Annotated in this window: 13 protein-coding genes; 7 read left to right on the top strand and 6 right to left on the bottom strand. The window is 73.3% G+C overall.

The genetic code is table 11. From position 1 onward, the window contains the following. Positions 1-110: 110 nt before the first annotated feature. Complete coding sequence (locus tag OG982_RS10950) at positions 111-341, bottom strand: DUF4287 domain-containing protein (RefSeq protein ID WP_048479109.1); 231 nt, start codon at positions 339-341, stop codon at positions 111-113. A 101-nt stretch (positions 342-442) separates the two neighbouring features. On the opposite strand from OG982_RS10950, the gene OG982_RS10945 reads away from it, so the two are divergent. Next, positions 443-775 carry a hypothetical protein gene (locus tag OG982_RS10945; RefSeq protein WP_266787803.1) on the top strand — a complete coding sequence of 111 codons (333 nt, stop codon included), beginning with the start codon at positions 443-445 and terminating at the stop codon, positions 773-775. Here OG982_RS10945 and OG982_RS10940 read toward each other — a convergent pair. From OG982_RS10940 to OG982_RS10930, 3 genes are all read right to left on the bottom strand, one after another. After that, on the bottom strand, positions 759-1,571 hold the full coding sequence (locus OG982_RS10940; RefSeq protein WP_266792041.1) for a hypothetical protein: 813 nt from the start codon (positions 1,569-1,571) through the stop codon (positions 759-761). The two genes, OG982_RS10945 and OG982_RS10940, sit on opposite strands and share 17 nt — an antisense overlap. Before the next feature lie 357 nt (positions 1,572-1,928). Further along, complete coding sequence (locus OG982_RS10935) at positions 1,929-3,149, bottom strand: acetyl-CoA C-acetyltransferase (RefSeq protein ID WP_266948419.1); 1,221 nt, start codon at positions 3,147-3,149, stop codon at positions 1,929-1,931. A 51-nt stretch (positions 3,150-3,200) separates the two neighbouring features. Continuing rightward, positions 3,201-4,358, bottom strand: coding sequence for an SGNH/GDSL hydrolase family protein (locus OG982_RS10930; protein WP_266948417.1), 1,158 nt, complete (start codon positions 4,356-4,358; stop codon positions 3,201-3,203). A gap of 134 nt (positions 4,359-4,492) precedes the next feature. Between OG982_RS10930 and OG982_RS10925 the strand changes: the two genes are divergently transcribed. Further along, positions 4,493-5,875, top strand: a complete 1,383-nt coding sequence (locus OG982_RS10925) for a cystathionine beta-synthase (RefSeq protein WP_266792043.1) — start codon at positions 4,493-4,495, stop codon at positions 5,873-5,875. A 357-nt stretch (positions 5,876-6,232) separates the two neighbouring features. Here the strand turns inward: OG982_RS10925 and OG982_RS10920 are convergent, their stop codons facing one another. Next, the gene (locus OG982_RS10920) at positions 6,233-6,610 is read right to left on the bottom strand and encodes a hypothetical protein (RefSeq protein WP_266787806.1); all 378 of its coding nucleotides are present in this window, start codon (positions 6,608-6,610) and stop codon (positions 6,233-6,235) included. A 162-nt stretch (positions 6,611-6,772) separates the two neighbouring features. Between OG982_RS10920 and OG982_RS10915 the strand changes: the two genes are divergently transcribed. Further along, positions 6,773-7,615 (top strand): MurR/RpiR family transcriptional regulator, encoded by an 843-nt coding sequence (locus OG982_RS10915; RefSeq protein WP_266787807.1) that lies wholly within the window; start codon positions 6,773-6,775, stop codon positions 7,613-7,615. An 82-nt stretch (positions 7,616-7,697) separates the two neighbouring features. Here the strand turns inward: OG982_RS10915 and OG982_RS10910 are convergent, their stop codons facing one another. Further along, entirely contained in the window at positions 7,698-9,062 is a 1,365-nt protein-coding gene (locus tag OG982_RS10910; protein WP_266948416.1) for a diaminopimelate decarboxylase, read from the bottom strand. Positions 9,063-9,166: 104 nt separating this feature from the next. On the opposite strand from OG982_RS10910, the gene hutU reads away from it, so the two are divergent. From hutU to hutI, 4 genes are all read left to right on the top strand, one after another. Then, positions 9,167-10,831 (top strand): urocanate hydratase, encoded by a 1,665-nt coding sequence (hutU, locus tag OG982_RS10905; RefSeq protein ID WP_266948415.1) that lies wholly within the window; start codon positions 9,167-9,169, stop codon positions 10,829-10,831. A gap of 35 nt (positions 10,832-10,866) precedes the next feature. Beyond that, positions 10,867-12,057 carry an allantoate amidohydrolase gene (locus OG982_RS10900; protein ID WP_266949884.1) on the top strand — a complete coding sequence of 397 codons (1,191 nt, stop codon included), beginning with the start codon at positions 10,867-10,869 and terminating at the stop codon, positions 12,055-12,057. Then, the gene (locus OG982_RS10895; RefSeq protein WP_266787810.1) at positions 12,048-13,388 is read left to right on the top strand and encodes a formimidoylglutamate deiminase; all 1,341 of its coding nucleotides are present in this window, start codon (positions 12,048-12,050) and stop codon (positions 13,386-13,388) included. The genes OG982_RS10900 and OG982_RS10895 overlap by 10 nt, the downstream gene beginning before the upstream one ends. A 192-nt stretch (positions 13,389-13,580) precedes the next feature. After that, a complete protein-coding gene (gene hutI, locus OG982_RS10890; RefSeq protein ID WP_266948414.1) occupies positions 13,581-14,759 on the top strand; it encodes an imidazolonepropionase in 1,179 nt (392 codons plus the stop codon). Positions 14,760-14,837: the final 78 nt, after the last annotated feature.

Here is a 14,837-nt window from a genome sequence, read left to right as displayed (position 1 = left end):
GCCGTCCGGCATGGGGAAGGCCCCGCGAGCACACCGCTCGCGGGGCCTTCCCGCGTCTGGAGGGTCACGGGTCGGGGGCAGGGGATCGGGGGTCGGTCGGGACGCGGGGCTCAGCCGAACTTTCTCGCGGCCCTGCGCAGGTCGTACTCGTGGATGATCGCCTTGGCCTGGCCGTACGACAGTTCGTGCGCGCCGCGCAGCCAGCTGACCTTCTCCTCGAACCGGACGAGGGAGGGGCCGTCGTCCACGGTGCGGAGCCAGTCGGACACTTCACGACCGGTGGTCAGGGGGATTCTGTCGATCATGTTGCGGTGGGTCTGCTCGGAGAACTCTACGGACATGGGCGCCTCCGGAGGTATCGCCGTGCTGTTCTCTTCACGCCACCGTGCCGGAGAGTTCGCCCGTTGGCAATGGTGCCCGGGCGGCGCGTAAGGTCGGCCGGGTGCTTGATACTTCGCCCCTGACCGCCGTCGTGGAACGTTTCGCCGACCGGCTGCGGTCCGCGCCCCAGAGCCGGCTCCAGCGCGGCGCCGCCGCCGAGGCGCTGGAGGTGGCCCGGGAGCTCTCCGTACGGGCGCAGCGGCTGGAAGACCCGGACGCGGCGGCCGGCCCGCGGCTGATGCCGGACGCCGGGATCTTCGTCGTGGGGGATCAGCTGGTGGTCGCGGGGCAGGACCTGGCCCACGCGCTGCGGGACAGCGCGAAGGCCCCGTCCGGGATGCTGGACGAGGCCGTGCGGCTGGTGGAGCGGGCGGAAGTCAGAGCGATGCGATGACGCGGTCCGCGAGGATGTAGACGTTGCTCTCGGGGTCCTCGGAGTCACCGCAGGAGAAGGTCAGCGCGTAGGCGCCGGAAATGCCCGAGCCGCCCAGCAGGACCGGCGCGGTGCCCGAGCGCAGGGCCTCGGCGAGGCGCTCCGCGGTCTCGCGGTGTCCCGGGGTCATGCACAGCGTGGTGCCGTCGGTGAAGACGTACACGTCCAGGGTGCCCAGCGGGCCCGGGCGGACGTCCGCGAGGGCCGTACGGGCCTCCGCGAGCTCCTCCAGGCGGCTGACCGTGCGCTCGTGGTCGGCGCCCGGGTGCGAGGCCTGTACGGGGACGAAGTCGGGGTGCGAGGGGTGGCGCCGGCGGGCGGCGGCCAGCTCGGCCGAGTCCTCCGGGTACACCGGGTAGTCGTCGAGCTCCTCGCCCAGCACGGGCTCCAGGCCGACCATGTCCGCCTGCCGGGGCAGGAAGACCGGGCTGTCCTCGCCCAGGCCGGTCAGCCCGCCCAGCAGGGAGGGCGCGTCGGCGGCGTCGCGGGCCTCCTGCGCGGCCCAGAAGGCCCGCGCCTCGGCCAGCTCGCGCTCGCGCTCCTCGGCCAGGGCCTCGGCCACGGCGGCTCGTATCTCGGCGGCGGGGGATTCCACGGCGCTGCGGGCGTGCGGGACGGCGGCGCCGCGCGGGCGGGCCGACACCGACAGGTCACCGCGCAGGGCGGTGACCTGCTTGCGCAGTCCGTGGACGGCGTGCAGAGCAGCAGCGCCCACGGCCGTGGCAGCGGCCGTGGTCAGCAGCAGGGCAAGAGACATGGCGCTCACTGACTAACTCCTGGTTGATTCGATCCCCCGACTTCCTACATCAGCTTGACCCGACCTGGGAATGGCATGCAGTGCATTACGTCATGAATTGGACAGGTCTTTCGTCCTGGGACGTCTGAGTGCATGCCGTCTGACCTGGGCAAATGCCGATCCCCCAGGACAAAGGTCACATCCTGGGGGAGATTCGGTCACAGGTCGGCCGCGACGGGATTAGATCCGGCGTCAGTACGGCGCAAGGGATCGAGCGGATTCCCTTGTGGCGTCTGGCCTCCGGTCTTGATCGCTTCGGTCAGGGGCGATCAAACCGGCTGAAACCCGGCGCGGGCCGGGTCCGGACCGGTCGCCGCCTCAGCTGAGGCGCTCGATCACCATGGCCATGCCCTGGCCGCCGCCCACGCACATGGTCTCCAGACCGAACTGCTTGTCGTGGAACTGCAGGCTGTTGATCAGGGTGCCGGTGATGCGGGCACCGGTCATCCCGAAGGGGTGACCGACGGCGATGGCCCCGCCGTTGACGTTCAGCTTCTCCAGCGGGATCTCCAGGTCGCGGTAGGACGGGATGACCTGGGCCGCGAACGCCTCGTTGATCTCGAACAGGTCGATGTCGCCGACGGTCAGGCCCGCCCGCTTCAGTGCCTGCTTGGACGCCTCGACCGGGCCCAGTCCCATGATCTCGGGGGAGAGGGCGGTGACGCCGGTGGAGACGATCCGCGCCAGCGGGGTCAGGCCCAGCTCCCGCGCCTTGGTGTCGCTCATGATGACCAGCGCGGCGGCGCCGTCGTTGAGCGGGCAGCAGTTGGCGGCCGTGACCAGGCCGTCGGGACGGAAGACCGGCTTCAGACCCTGGACGCCCTCCAGCGTGACCCCGGCGCGCGGGCCGTCGTCCGCGGAGACGACGGTGCCGTCCGGGGTCGTGACCGGGGTGATCTCGCGGGCCCAGAAGCCGTTCTTGATGGCCTCTTCGGCGAGGTTCTGCGAGCGCACGCCGAACTCGTCCATGTCCTGGCGGGTCACGCCCTTGAGGCGGGCCAGGTTCTCCGCGGTCTGCCCCATCGCGATGTACGCGTCGGGGACGAGGCCGTCCTCGCGCGGGTCGCGCCAGGAGGAGCCCTCGCTCTGCGCGACGGCGGCCGTACGGGCCTCCGCGTCGGCGAAGAACGGGTTGTGGGTGTCCGGCAGGCCGTCCGAGGAGCCCTTCACGAACCGGGAGACCGTCTCGACGCCCGCGGAGATGAAGACGTCGCCCTCGCCCGCCTTGATGGCGTGCAGCGCCATCCGGGAGGTCTGGAGCGAGGAGGAGCAGTAGCGGGTGATCGTGGTGCCGGGCAGGTAGTCCATGCCCATCTGCACGGCCACGATGCGGGCCAGGTTGTGGCCCTGCTCGCCGCCGGGCAGGCCGCAGCCGAGCATCAGGTCGTCGATGTCGCGCGGGTCCAGCTCCGGGACCTTGGCGAGGGCGGCCTGGATGATCGTCGCGGTCAGATCGTCCGGCCGGACGTCCTTGAGGGACCCCTTGCCGGCGCGCCCGATGGGAGAGCGGGCGGTCGAAACGATGACGGCTTCGGGCATCGGGGCTCCAAGGGGGTTGAGTTGCGGCTCTTACCGGGACCGCATGCGAAGTTACCGGCCCGTACCGTCGAGGTCACCGGCCTTGGCGTGTGATGAGGGTCGCTTCGGCGCGTCCCCGGCCCGCGCCGGGTCCTGCACCGGGCCCTGTGCCGGGCCCCGCGACGGGTCCTCGGGGGGCGCGTCGGCGGGCGGCTCCTCGTGGTCTGCCTCGTGGTCTCCCGGCTGGCCGATCTCCGGCCCGCTGGGCATCCGCCGGCGCCGCCGGTGCTTGAGCAGGGCCCAGGGGGCGCGGGCGGCCGTGACCTCCGTACCCGCCTGTCCGGCGGCCGCGGACGCCGCCTTGGCCACGGGGAGCATGTCCTCGTCGCGGGTGTGGTCCAGCCGGTCGGACTCCGGCCAGACGCCGAGCACGGCGCACACGGTGGGCAGGACGGCCATCGCGGCGGTCGCGTACCCCTCGGCGGAGGGGTGGTAGGAGTCCGGGCCGAACATCTCGCGCGGGTTCGCGGCGAACTCCGGGCCGAGCAGGTCGCCCATGGAGACCGTACGGCCGCCCAGCGCGACCACGCCGATCGTCTGGGCGGCGGCCAGCTGGCGCGAGACGCGGCGGGCCATCCAGCGCAGCGGCTGGTAGACGGGCTCGATCGTCCCCAGGTCGGGACAGGTGCCGACCACGACCTCGGTGCCCGCCAGGCGCAGCCTGCGCACGGCGGCGGTGAGGAGGCGGACCGACTGGGTCGGCGGCATCCGGCGCGTCACGTCGTTCGCGCCGATCATGATCACCGCCACATCCGGGGGCGGGGTGCCATCCTGGAGGAGGACGCCCGCCTGTCTGTCGAGGTCGTCCGACATCGCTCCCGAGAGGGCCACGTTGCGCAGCTCCACGGGCCGCTCGGCCACCGCCGCGAGGCCGGAGGCCAGCAGGGCGCCCGGGGTCTGTCTCGCCCGTCTCACGCCCAGCCCGGCGGCCGTGGAATCGCCCAGCATGGCCAGCCGCAACGGGCCCGGGCTCAGTTCCGGCCCGCCGAACTCGCTCCCGTACAGGCCGTCGGCGCGCGGCGGATCCGGCAGCCCGCTCCCCACCGTCCGCTTCGCGAACTGCAGCTCGGCCACCACCACGCCGACTGCGGCGACCCCGATGAGTCCGATCCCGCCACCGCCGTACGCCGCTCCCGCCGCGATCCGGCGGGCCGTCCTCGCTCTGGACACCCTGCGGGCCACCTCGCTTCCCTGCCTGGCCTCGATGAGCTACCTGCCCCGTAGTGCCGGTCGGCCAATCCCTTTCCGCATACTCTGGCCGGACCTCCCGGAGAACCCGTGGAGTCCCCTCCTTGGAGAACATGGTGCAATTCCACGACTCGATGATCAGCCTCGTCGGCAACACCCCGCTGGTGAAGCTCAACCGTGTGACCGAAGGCCTCCAGGCCACCGTGCTCGCGAAGGTCGAGTACTTCAATCCCGGCGGTTCGGTGAAGGACCGGATCGCCGTTCGGATGATCGAGGCGGCCGAGCAGAGCGGAGCCCTCAAGCCCGGCGGCACCATCGTGGAGCCGACCAGCGGCAACACGGGTGTAGGACTCGCCATCGTGGCCCAGCAGAAGGGCTACAAGTGCATCTTCGTCTGCCCTGACAAGGTGTCCATGGACAAGATCAACGTGATGCGCGCGTACGGAGCCGAGGTCGTGGTCTGCCCGACCGCCGTCGACCCGGAGCACCCGGACTCGTACTACAACGTCTCCGACCGCCTCGCGCGCGAGCCCGGCGCCTGGAAGCCCGACCAGTACAGCAACCCGAACAACCCCCGTTCGCACTACGAGACCACCGGTCCCGAGCTGTGGGACCAGACGGACGGGAAGATCACCCACTTCGTCGCGGGCGTCGGCACGGGCGGCACGATTTCGGGTACGGGCAACTACCTCAAGGAGGTGTCCGGCGGCACGGTCAAGGTCATCGGCGCCGACCCCGAGGGCTCGGTCTACTCCGGCGGCTCGGGCCGTCCGTACCTGGTCGAGGGCGTCGGCGAGGACTTCTGGCCGACCGCCTACGACCCGAACGTGACGGACGAGATCATCGCGGTGTCCGACAAGGACTCCTTCCAGATGACCCGCCGCCTCGCCAAGGAGGAGGGCCTGCTCGTCGGCGGCTCCTGCGGCATGGCGGTCGTCGCGGCGCTGAAGGCCGCCGAGGGTCTCGGCCCGGACGACGTGGTCGTCGTCCTGCTGCCGGACAGCGGCCGCGGCTACCTCAGCAAGATCTTCAGCGACGAGTGGATGGCTGGACACGGCTTCCTGGAGGAGGCCGGCCCCGCCGCGCGCATCGGCGACGTGCTGAACGACAAGGAGGGCGGCATCCCCTCCCTGGTCCACATGCACCCCGAGGAGACGGTGGGCGAGGCCATCGAGGTGCTGCGCGAGTACGGCGTCTCGCAGATGCCGATCGTCAAGCCGGGCGCGGGCCACCCGGACGTGATGGCGGCCGAGGTCATCGGCTCGGTGGTGGAGAAGGAGCTGCTGGCGGCGCTGTTCGCGCAGCGGGCCGCGCTGACGGACCCGCTGGAGAAGCACATGAGCTCGCCGCTGCCGCAGGTCGGCTCGGGCGAGCCGGTGTCGGAGCTGATGTCGGTGCTGGGCGAGGCGGACGCGGCGATCGTGCTGGTCGAGGGCAAGCCGACCGGTGTGGTCAGCCGGCAGGACCTGCTGGCGTTCCTGGCGAAGGCGCCGAAGTAGCCGGACCGGCCGGGCTGCCTAAGCGGCCGAAGCAGCCGAAGCAGCCGAAGTAGCCGTTCAAACGGTACGGGCCCGACATGTGGCGGCAGCACCGGCTTAACACGGCTCCTGCACAGTGGTGGTTGTCGGCGGGGATGCCCCGGATGCCTCCCCGGCCGACACCACCGACTGGCGTCGGCGTGACTCCGGAGCGGCTCCCGGACCGTGTTGGACGCCGTTGGACGCGGACGGCCCTGACCCGGCCCGTGTCCTTCGCGGGGACCGCCGTCGTCCCGCCCCCGGGCAACCGGGGTGCGGCGGTCCCCGCCGTTTTCTTTTCCCGGGGCCGGACGCGGCGGGCCGCCGCGTCCGGCCACGTCAGTCCTGCGGGGAGTGGGTCCGGTTCCGGTCGCGCAGCGACCTGGCGTGGATGAAGTTGACGCCCACGATGCCGGCCCAGACCACCAGCAGGCCGCTCAGGTGGGCGTGGGCCGCGCCGATCGCGGTCAGGGGGATCGCCAGGACCAGGGTGACGACGGCGAAGCCGAAGCGTTCGGCGAAGGTGCCCGCGCCCGGCGGGCCGGAGACCGCGCCGCCGCGCGCGGCGACGAGGCGTTCCTCCGCCAGGCGGCGGCGGACCTGGGTGTCGACCCGTTCGACGAAGGACTCCACCAGCGCGGACTCGTACTCGGGGCCCAGCTCGCGCCGCGCGTCCAACGCGGCGTCGAGGTCCCGCTTCAGTTCTTGGCGCTCCATGGCGTCAGCGTAGGAAGCGGGCGGGGCCGCCGCACTGGGGGTAGCCCCCGTCTCTCCCCGTGTCCCGTCTCGCGGAGCGGCCACGCGCTTGCCGTCCTGCATAACCGCATGCAGAGTGCTCCGTAAGTGAATATTCACCGGGACGGGGACGGAGGGGACGGGATGAGCGACAGCCCGGCCGCGCGGCTGCAGAAGCTGTTCGAGGGGCACCGGCTGACACCCACCCAGCGGCGGATCGCACACTGCATGGTGCGCGGGGCGGCGGAGGTGCCGTTCCTGTCGAGCGTGGAGCTCGCGGAGCTGGCGGGGGTCAGCCAGCCGTCGGTGACCCGGTTCGCGGTGGCGCTCGGCTTCGACGGGTACCCAGCGCTGCGCAGGCACCTGCGCGAGGTGGCCCCCGCCGAGCGCCCGGAGGCCGCCGGCGAGGACGCGTACAACGAGTACCAGCAGGCCGTCCAGGGCGAGATCGAGAACCTGCGCCGGCTGTCGGCCATGCTCGCCGACCCCGCCCCGGTCCAGGAGGCCGGCCGGGTGCTCGCCGGGTCGAGGCCGCTGCCGGTGCTCGGGCTGCGCGCGGCGTCCTCGCAGGCGCGCGGGTTCGCGTACTTCGCCGCCAAGGTGCATCCGGACGTACGCCTCCTCGACGAGGGCGGCTCGATGCTCGCCGACCGGATCGACGCCTGTGTCGCGGCCGGCGCCTCCGCGCTGCTGTGCTTCGCGCTGCCCCGGCACCCCCGGGAGGTCGCCGAGGCCCTGGAGCACAGCCGCGCGGCCGGGCTGACGGTCGTCACCGTCGCGGACTCGGCGTTCGCCCCCGTGGCCCGCCACTCGGACCTGCTGATCCCGGCGCCCGTCGGGACCGGGCTGGCCTTCGACACGGCCTGCGCGCCGATGCTGCTCGGCCGGGTGCTGCTGGAGGCCATGGCGGACGCCCTGCCGGACGCCCAGGCCCGCCTGGAGGCCTTCGACGCCCGGGCCGCGGCGCGCGGGCTGTTCGTGGAGTAGGGCGCCGGCCGCGGCGTCGCGGCGGGGGGCGCCGACCCCGGACCCCGGGTTCGGCCGGGTTCGCCGGGCCGGGTCCGCGGGGTCAGAGCAGCGCGTCGCGGAGGGCGGCTCCGGCCTCCGCGGTCAGGGCGGACAGCGACTGCGCCGGGCGGGCCAGGGCGAAGCGGACCGCGCCCGAGGGGGTCGTGGTGAAGCCGTGGACCGCCGGGCGCGGGAGGCTGTTGTAGCCGTAGTGGGCCGTGAAGAAGTACGCGCCCGTGTCCGGGACCGCGATCAGGTCGCCCGGGGCCAGCTCCGGCAGCTCCCGGGCCGTGGCCAGCAGGTCGCCCGCGAAGCAGGCCGGGCCCGCGATGTCCTGGGCGACGGGCGGGCCCGTCTTCGGGGCGCCCTTCGCGTCGTACGGCAGGATCCGCAGCGGCCACGCCTGGGGCGCGTAGACCGTACGGGTGGCCAGCTGGACCCCCGCGTGCGTGAGCGCGATCGGGCGGCCCCCGGTGGTCTTCGTGTACTCGACCCGTGAGAGCACCAGCCCGTGCTTGGCCAGCAGGGACCGGCCGAACTCCGTCACCAGGCCGTAGCGGCCGCGGAACAGGGCCGGGGCGGCCGCGCGCAGGGCCGCCACGTACTGCGCGTACGTCGGCGCCGAGGCGTCCGACGTGAAGTTCACCGGCAGGCCGCCGCCGATGTCGAGGGTGTCGACCTGGCGGCGCCCGGCCGCCGCGTTGATCTCCTCGGCCAGGGCGTGCAGTTCCCGTACGCCTTCGGCGATCAGGGACAGCGGGACGCCCTGGGAGCCCGAGTGGGTGTGCAGCCGGGTGAGCCACGGTCGTTCCAGGAAGGCCCGTACGAGCCACTCGCGCGCCCCCGGATCGCGCAGCGCGACCCCGAACTTCGAGGTCGCGGTGGCGGTGGAGAGGGCGTCGATGGCGCCGGCGCCCGTCTGCGGGTTGATCCGGATCCCGACGGGCGAGGCGGTGGTCGAGGCGGCGACGAGCGCGTCCAGGCGTTCCAGTTCCTGCCGGCTGTCGGCGTTGACGGCGATCCCGAGGGCCAGCGCCTCGCGCAGTTCGGCCGCGGTCTTGGCGGGGGAGTCCAGCACGGTGCGGTCCGGCGCCACCCCCGCAGCCCGGGCCAGCGCCAGCTCGCCGGGGCTGGCCACCTCGCAGCCGAGCCCGGCCTCCGCGAGCAGCCGCAGCACGGGGACCAGCGGTGCGGCCTTGACCGCGAAGGCGTGCAGCACCGGGGTGCCGGGCGGCAGCGCGGCCGAGAAAGCGGCGGTCAGGGCGCCTGCCGAGGCCCGGATTCCGGCCACGTCCAGCAGGCAGACCAGCGGCTCCGTCCCCTCCGTACCGCCCACCAGGCCCTGCTCGACGGCGGCCCGTACGGCCAGGTCCCGGCGGGCGGCGGCGTCCGCCGCGTCCGCCGCCGTGTGCGTCTCGTCAGCCATGCGGAAAAGCCAATCACCCGGCGCGTCCGCCCGCAGCTGTTGACTGGATCTATTCAGGGAGCGAGGATGTGAATAGATTGACCAACATCGGAGGAGGCACCGCCATGTCAGGACCCCGCCCCGTACGGGCAGCGCGAGGCACGCAGCTCAGCACCCTGGGATGGCAGCAGGAGGCCGCCCTGCGGATGCTCCAGAACAACCTGGACCCCGAGGTCGCCGAGCACCCCGACAAGCTGGTCGTCTACGGCGGCACCGGCAAGGCCGCGCGCGACTGGCGCTCCTTCGACGCGATGGTGCGCACGCTGCGGACCCTCAAGCAGGACGAGACCATGCTCGTCCAGTCCGGCCGCCCGGTCGGCGTGATGCAGACCCACGAGTGGGCCCCGCGCGTCCTGCTCGCCAACTCCAACCTGGTCGGCGACTGGGCCAACTGGGAGGAGTTCCGGCGCCTGGAGGCCCTCGGCCTCACCATGTACGGCCAGATGACCGCCGGTTCCTGGATCTACATCGGCACCCAGGGCATCCTGCAGGGCACGTACGAGACCTTCGCGGCCGTCGCGGCCAAGAAGTTCAACGGCACCCTCGCGGGCACCATCACCCTCACCGCCGGCCTCGGCGGCATGGGCGGCGCCCAGCCGCTGGCCGTGACGATGAACGACGGCGTCGCGATCTGCATCGACGTCGACCCGCGCGCCATCGAGCGCCGCATCGAGCACCGCTACCTCGACGTCAAGGCCGACAACCTGGCGCACGCGCTCCAGCTCGCCGTCGAGGCCCGCGACGCCCGCAAGCCGCTCTCCATCGGCCTCCTCGGCAACGCGGCCGAGCTGCTGCCGCAGATGCTCGCCGAGGGCGCCCCGATCGACATCGTCACGGACCAGACCTCCGCGCACGACCCGCTGGCCTACCTCCCGATCGGCGTCGACTTCGACGACATGGCCTCCTACGCGGCCGAGAAGGCCGCCGACTTCACCCAGCGGGCCCGCGAGTCGATGGCCAAGCACGTCGAGGCCATGGTCGGCTTCATGGACGCCGGCGCCGAGGTCTTCGACTACGGCAACTCCATCCGCGGCGAGGCCCAGCTGGCCGGCTACGACCGCGCCTTCGACTTCCCCGGCTTCGTCCCGGCCTACATCCGGCCGCTGTTCTGCGAGGGCAAGGGCCCGTTCCGCTGGGCGGCGCTGTCCGGCGAGGCCTCGGACATCCACAAGACCGACAAGGCGATGCTCGAACTCTTCCCGGAGAACGAGTCCCTGCACCGCTGGATCAAGATGGCGGGCGAGCGCGTCCACTTCCAGGGCCTGCCGGCGCGCATCTGCTGGCTCGGCTACGGCGAGCGCGACAAGGCGGGCGAGCGCTTCAACGAGATGGTGGCCGACGGCACCCTGGCCGCCCCGCTGGCCATCGGCCGCGACCACCTCGACTGCGGCTCCGTCGCCTCCCCGTACCGCGAGACCGAGGCCATGCTCGACGGCTCCGACGCGATCGCCGACTGGCCGCTGCTGAACGCCATGGTCAACGTCGCCTCCGGCGCCTCCTGGGTCTCCATCCACCACGGCGGCGGCGTCGGCATGGGCCGCTCGATCCACGCGGGCCAGGTCACCGTCGCCGACGGCACCAAGCTCGCCGGCGAGAAGATCCGCCGCGTCCTCACCAACGACCCCGGCATGGGCGTCATCCGCCACGTCGACGCCGGCTACGACATCGCCGAGTCGGTGGCCGACGAGCGCGGCGTCCGCGTCCCCATGCGCGAGGGCGACGACGCGTGAGCGACAACCCCGCAGGGGCGGCCTCGTTCCACACCATGTGGGACGAGCTCGCCCCCATCGGCCGCCACGCGGACACCGGCGGGTACCGCCGCTACGCGTGGACCGGCGCCGACGCCGACTGCCGGACCTGGTTCCAGGCACAGGCCGAGGCCCGCGGCCTCACGTACGAGACCGACCGCAACGGCAACCAGTGGGCCTGGCTCGGCGACCCCCTCGCGGGCGACGCCGTCGTCACCGGCTCCCACCTGGACTCCGTCCCCGACGGCGGCGCCTTCGACGGCCCGCTCGGGGTGGTGTCCTCCTTCGCGGCCCTGGACGAGCTCCGCGGCAGGGGAGCGGAGTTCTCCAGGCCGCTGGCCATCACCAACTTCGGCGACGAGGAAGGGGCCCGGTTCGGCCTCGCCTGCGTCGGCTCCCGGCTCGCCGCCGGGCAGCTGACCAAGGAGAAGGCGTACGAACTGCGCGACGCCGACGGCATCCGGCTGCCCGAGGCCATGGAGGCCGCCGGGTACGACCCCGACGCCATCGGGGCCGACCCCGAACGCCTCGCCCAGATCGGCGCCTTCGTCGAACTCCACGTGGAACAGGGCCGGGCCCTGGACCTGTCCGGCGACCGCGTCGGCATCGCGTCCGCGATCTGGCCGCACGGCCGCTGGCGGTTCGACTTCCACGGCGAGGCCAACCACGCGGGCACCACCCGCCTGGTGGACCGCCGCGACCCGATGCTCACGTACGCGGCGACCGTCCTCGCGGCCCGCACCGAGGCGGCCCTCGCCGGGGCCGTCGCCACCTTCGGGAAGATCGCCGTCGAGCCCAACGGGGTCAACGCCATCCCCTCGCTGGTGCGCGGCTGGCTCGACTCCCGCGCCGCCGACCAGGCCACCCTCGACACCGTGGTCACCGCCATCGAGAAGGCCGCCCGCGAGCGCGCCGACCAGGACGGCATCGACCTCGCCATCGTCCGGGAGTCCTTCACCCCGGTCGTGGAGTTCGAGCACGCCCTGCGCGACGAGATGAACCGGATCCTGGGCGGGGCCGTCCCCGTCCTGGGCACCGGGGCGGGACACGACGCCGGAATCCTCTCCGCCGCCGTCCCGACCGCCATGCTGTTCGTACGGAACCCGACCGGCGTCTCCCACTCCCCGCGGGAGTTCGCCGCCGAGGACGACTGCGTGGCCGGCGTCCTCGCCCTCGCCGACGTACTGGAAGGCCTGGCATGCCGCTGACGACGTACTGGCTGGAGCACGCCTGGCTCGGCACGCACGTCGAGCCGGGCGTCGCCCTGGAGGCGGGCGAGGACGGCCGGATCGCAGCCCTGCGCACCGGGGCCGAGACCCCGCCGCCGGGGGCGCGGGTGCTGCGCGGGCTGACGGTCCCGGGTCTGGCGAACGCCCACTCCCACGCCTTCCACCGGGCGCTGCGCTCGGTGGTCCAGGTCGGCTCGGGCACCTTCTGGACCTGGCGCGACGTCATGTACAAGGTCGCCCAGAACCTCACCCCCGACAGCTACTTCGCGCTGGCCCGGGCCGTGTACGCGGAGATGGCACTGGCCGGCATCACCAACGTCGGCGAGTTCCACTACGTCCACCACGCGCCCGGCGGCACCCCGTACGCCGACCCGAACGCGATGGGCGAGGCCCTGATCGAGGCGGCCGCCGCGGCGGGCATCCGGATCACCCTGCTCGACACGGCGTACCTCTCGTCGGGCTTCGGCCAGGCCCCGAACCCGCACCAGCTGCGGTTCTCCGACGGCACGGCCGACGCCTGGGCCGAGCGCGTCAGCGCGCTCAAGCCCCGCGAGCACGCCCTGATCGGCGCCGCGATCCACTCGGTGCGCGCCGTACCGGCGGGGCAGCTGGCGACCGTCGCGGGCTGGGCGGACGAGCGGCGGGCCCCGCTGCACGTGCACCTCTCGGAGCAGACCGCCGAGAACGAGGCCTGCCAGGACGCCCACGGCCGTACGCCGACGCAGCTCCTCGCCGATCACGGCGTGCTCGGGCCGCGCACCACCGGCGTCCACAACACGCACCTCACCGACGCCGACATCGCGCTCCTCGGCGGCACCACCACCGGCACCTGCATGTGCCCCACCACCGAACGCGACCTCGCGGACGGCATCGGGCCGGCCGGCCGGCTCCAGCACGCGGGCAGCCCGCTGTCCCTGGGCAGCGACAGCCACGCGGTGATCGACCTGCTGGAGGAGGCGCGGGCGATGGAGCTCAACGAGCGGCTGCGCAGCCGGACGCGGGGGCACTGGACGGCCAACGCCCTGCTCACCGCCGCCACCGCCGACGGGCACGCGGCGCTCGGCCTGGCCGACGCGGGCCGCCTGGAGGCGGGCGCGCTCGCGGACTTCACCACGATCGCGCTGGACTCCGTCCGCACGGCCGGTCCGCCGGCCCGGCTGGGTGCCGAGACGGCGGTGTTCGCCGCCACCGCCGCCGACGTCCGCCACACGGTCGTGGCCGGCCGCCACGTGGTCCGCGACGGCCACCACACTCTGGTCGGGGACGTCCCGACGGCCCTGTCCGAGTCCATCGCAGCCCTGCGCGCCTGACCGCGGCGCCTGCGGCGGGCCTTTCCCCCACCCCGCCCCTTCCCGAAACCGGGCTCTGCCCGGACCCGGTCCTCAAACGCCGGACGGACTGAAATCAGCCCCGACGGCGTTTGAGGCGCGGGGTCTGGGGCGGAGCCCCAGGAAACGGCGAAAGGAAGGGGTGGGGGAACGAACCCTCTGAGAGGAACCCCCATGACCACCACCGCCATCACCGACATCGGCAGCCTCGTCACCAACGACCCCGCCCTGGGCGACGGCTCACCCCTCGGCCTGATCGAGAACGCGACGGTCGTCATCGACGGCGACAAGGTCGCGTGGGTCGGCCCCGCCGCCAAGGCGCCGGCCGCGGACGAGGCCTTCGACGCGCAGGGTCGGGCCGTCATCCCCGGCTTCGTCGACTCGCACTCGCACCTCGTCTTCGCCGGCGACCGCACCGCCGAGTTCAACGCCCGGATGTCCGGCCGCAGCTACTCCGCCGGCGGCATCCGCACCACCGTCGCCGCCACCCGCGCCGCCACCGACGCGGAGCTGGAGGCCAACCTGCTGCGCCACCTCGACGAGGCCCGCCGCCAGGGGACCACCACCTTCGAGACCAAGTCCGGCTACGGCCTGACCGTCGCCGACGAAGCCCGCGCCCTGCGCATCGCCGCCGCGCACACCGAGGAGGTCACCTACCTCGGCGCGCACATCGTCTCCCCCGACTACGCCGACGACCCGGCCGGGTACGTCGCACTCGTCACCGGCGAGATGCTGGCCGCCTGCGCCCCGTACGCCCGCTGGGTGGACGTGTTCTGCGAGAAGGGCGCCTTCGACGGCGACCAGGCCCGCGCGATCCTCACCGCCGGCGCCGCCGCCGGGCTGATCCCGCGCGTGCACGCCAACCAGCTCTCGTACGGACCCGGCGTGCAGCTCGCCGTGGAGCTGGAGGCCGCCTCCGCCGACCACTGCACCCACCTCACCGACGCCGACGTGGACGCCCTCGCGCAGGCCGCCGGGACGACCGTCGCCACCCTGCTGCCCGGCGCCGAGTTCTCCACCCGCGCCCAGTGGCCCGACGCCCGCCGCCTGATCGACGCGGGCGTCACCGTCGCGCTGTCCACCGACTGCAACCCCGGCTCCTCCTACACGAGTTCGATGCCGTTCTGCATCGCGCTCGCCGTCCGGGACATGCGGATGACCCCGGACGAGGCCCTGTGGTCCGCCACCGCCGGCGGCGCCCGCGCGCTGCGTCGCACCGACGTGGGCGTCGTGACCCCCGGAGCCCGCGCCGACCTGGCCCTGCTGGAGGCCCCGAGCCACGTCCACCTCGCCTACCGGCCCGGTGTCCCGCTCGTCTCCGCCGTCTGGCAGCGGGGTGTCCGCGCCGTCTGAACCGCCCCCGCCCCGCACGGACATGGCCTGAATCCGGGCGGCCGAAAGGCCGTGGATCCAGGCCTGTCCCGTGTCTTC

It is taken from the genome of Streptomyces sp. NBC_01551 (assembly GCF_026339935.1).
GTDB lineage: Bacteria > Actinomycetota > Actinomycetes > Streptomycetales > Streptomycetaceae > Streptomyces.
The sequence above is the reverse complement of the archived record's forward strand: the minus strand, read 5'-3'. Positions and strand labels throughout refer to the sequence as shown.

Excerpts from the sequence above, each read along its gene's own strand:
- OG982_RS10950 (WP_048479109.1), bottom strand. The coding sequence starts at position 341 with ATGTCCGTAGAGTTCTCCGAGCAGACCCACCGCAACATGATCGACAGA.
- OG982_RS10940 (WP_266792041.1), bottom strand. The coding sequence starts at position 1,571 with ATGTCTCTTGCCCTGCTGCTGACCACGGCCGCTGCCACGGCCGTGGGC.
- OG982_RS10935 (WP_266948419.1), bottom strand. The coding sequence starts at position 3,149 with ATGCCCGAAGCCGTCATCGTTTCGACCGCCCGCTCTCCCATCGGGCGC.
- OG982_RS10920 (WP_266787806.1), bottom strand. The coding sequence starts at position 6,610 with ATGGAGCGCCAAGAACTGAAGCGGGACCTCGACGCCGCGTTGGACGCG.
- OG982_RS10915 (WP_266787807.1), top strand. The coding sequence starts at position 6,773 with ATGAGCGACAGCCCGGCCGCGCGGCTGCAGAAGCTGTTCGAGGGGCAC.
- OG982_RS10910 (WP_266948416.1), bottom strand. The coding sequence starts at position 9,062 with ATGGCTGACGAGACGCACACGGCGGCGGACGCGGCGGACGCCGCCGCC.
- hutU (WP_266948415.1), top strand. The coding sequence starts at position 9,167 with ATGTCAGGACCCCGCCCCGTACGGGCAGCGCGAGGCACGCAGCTCAGC.
- OG982_RS10900 (WP_266949884.1), top strand. The coding sequence starts at position 10,867 with ATGTGGGACGAGCTCGCCCCCATCGGCCGCCACGCGGACACCGGCGGG.
- OG982_RS10895 (WP_266787810.1), top strand. The coding sequence starts at position 12,048 with ATGCCGCTGACGACGTACTGGCTGGAGCACGCCTGGCTCGGCACGCAC.
- hutI (WP_266948414.1), top strand. The coding sequence starts at position 13,581 with ATGACCACCACCGCCATCACCGACATCGGCAGCCTCGTCACCAACGAC.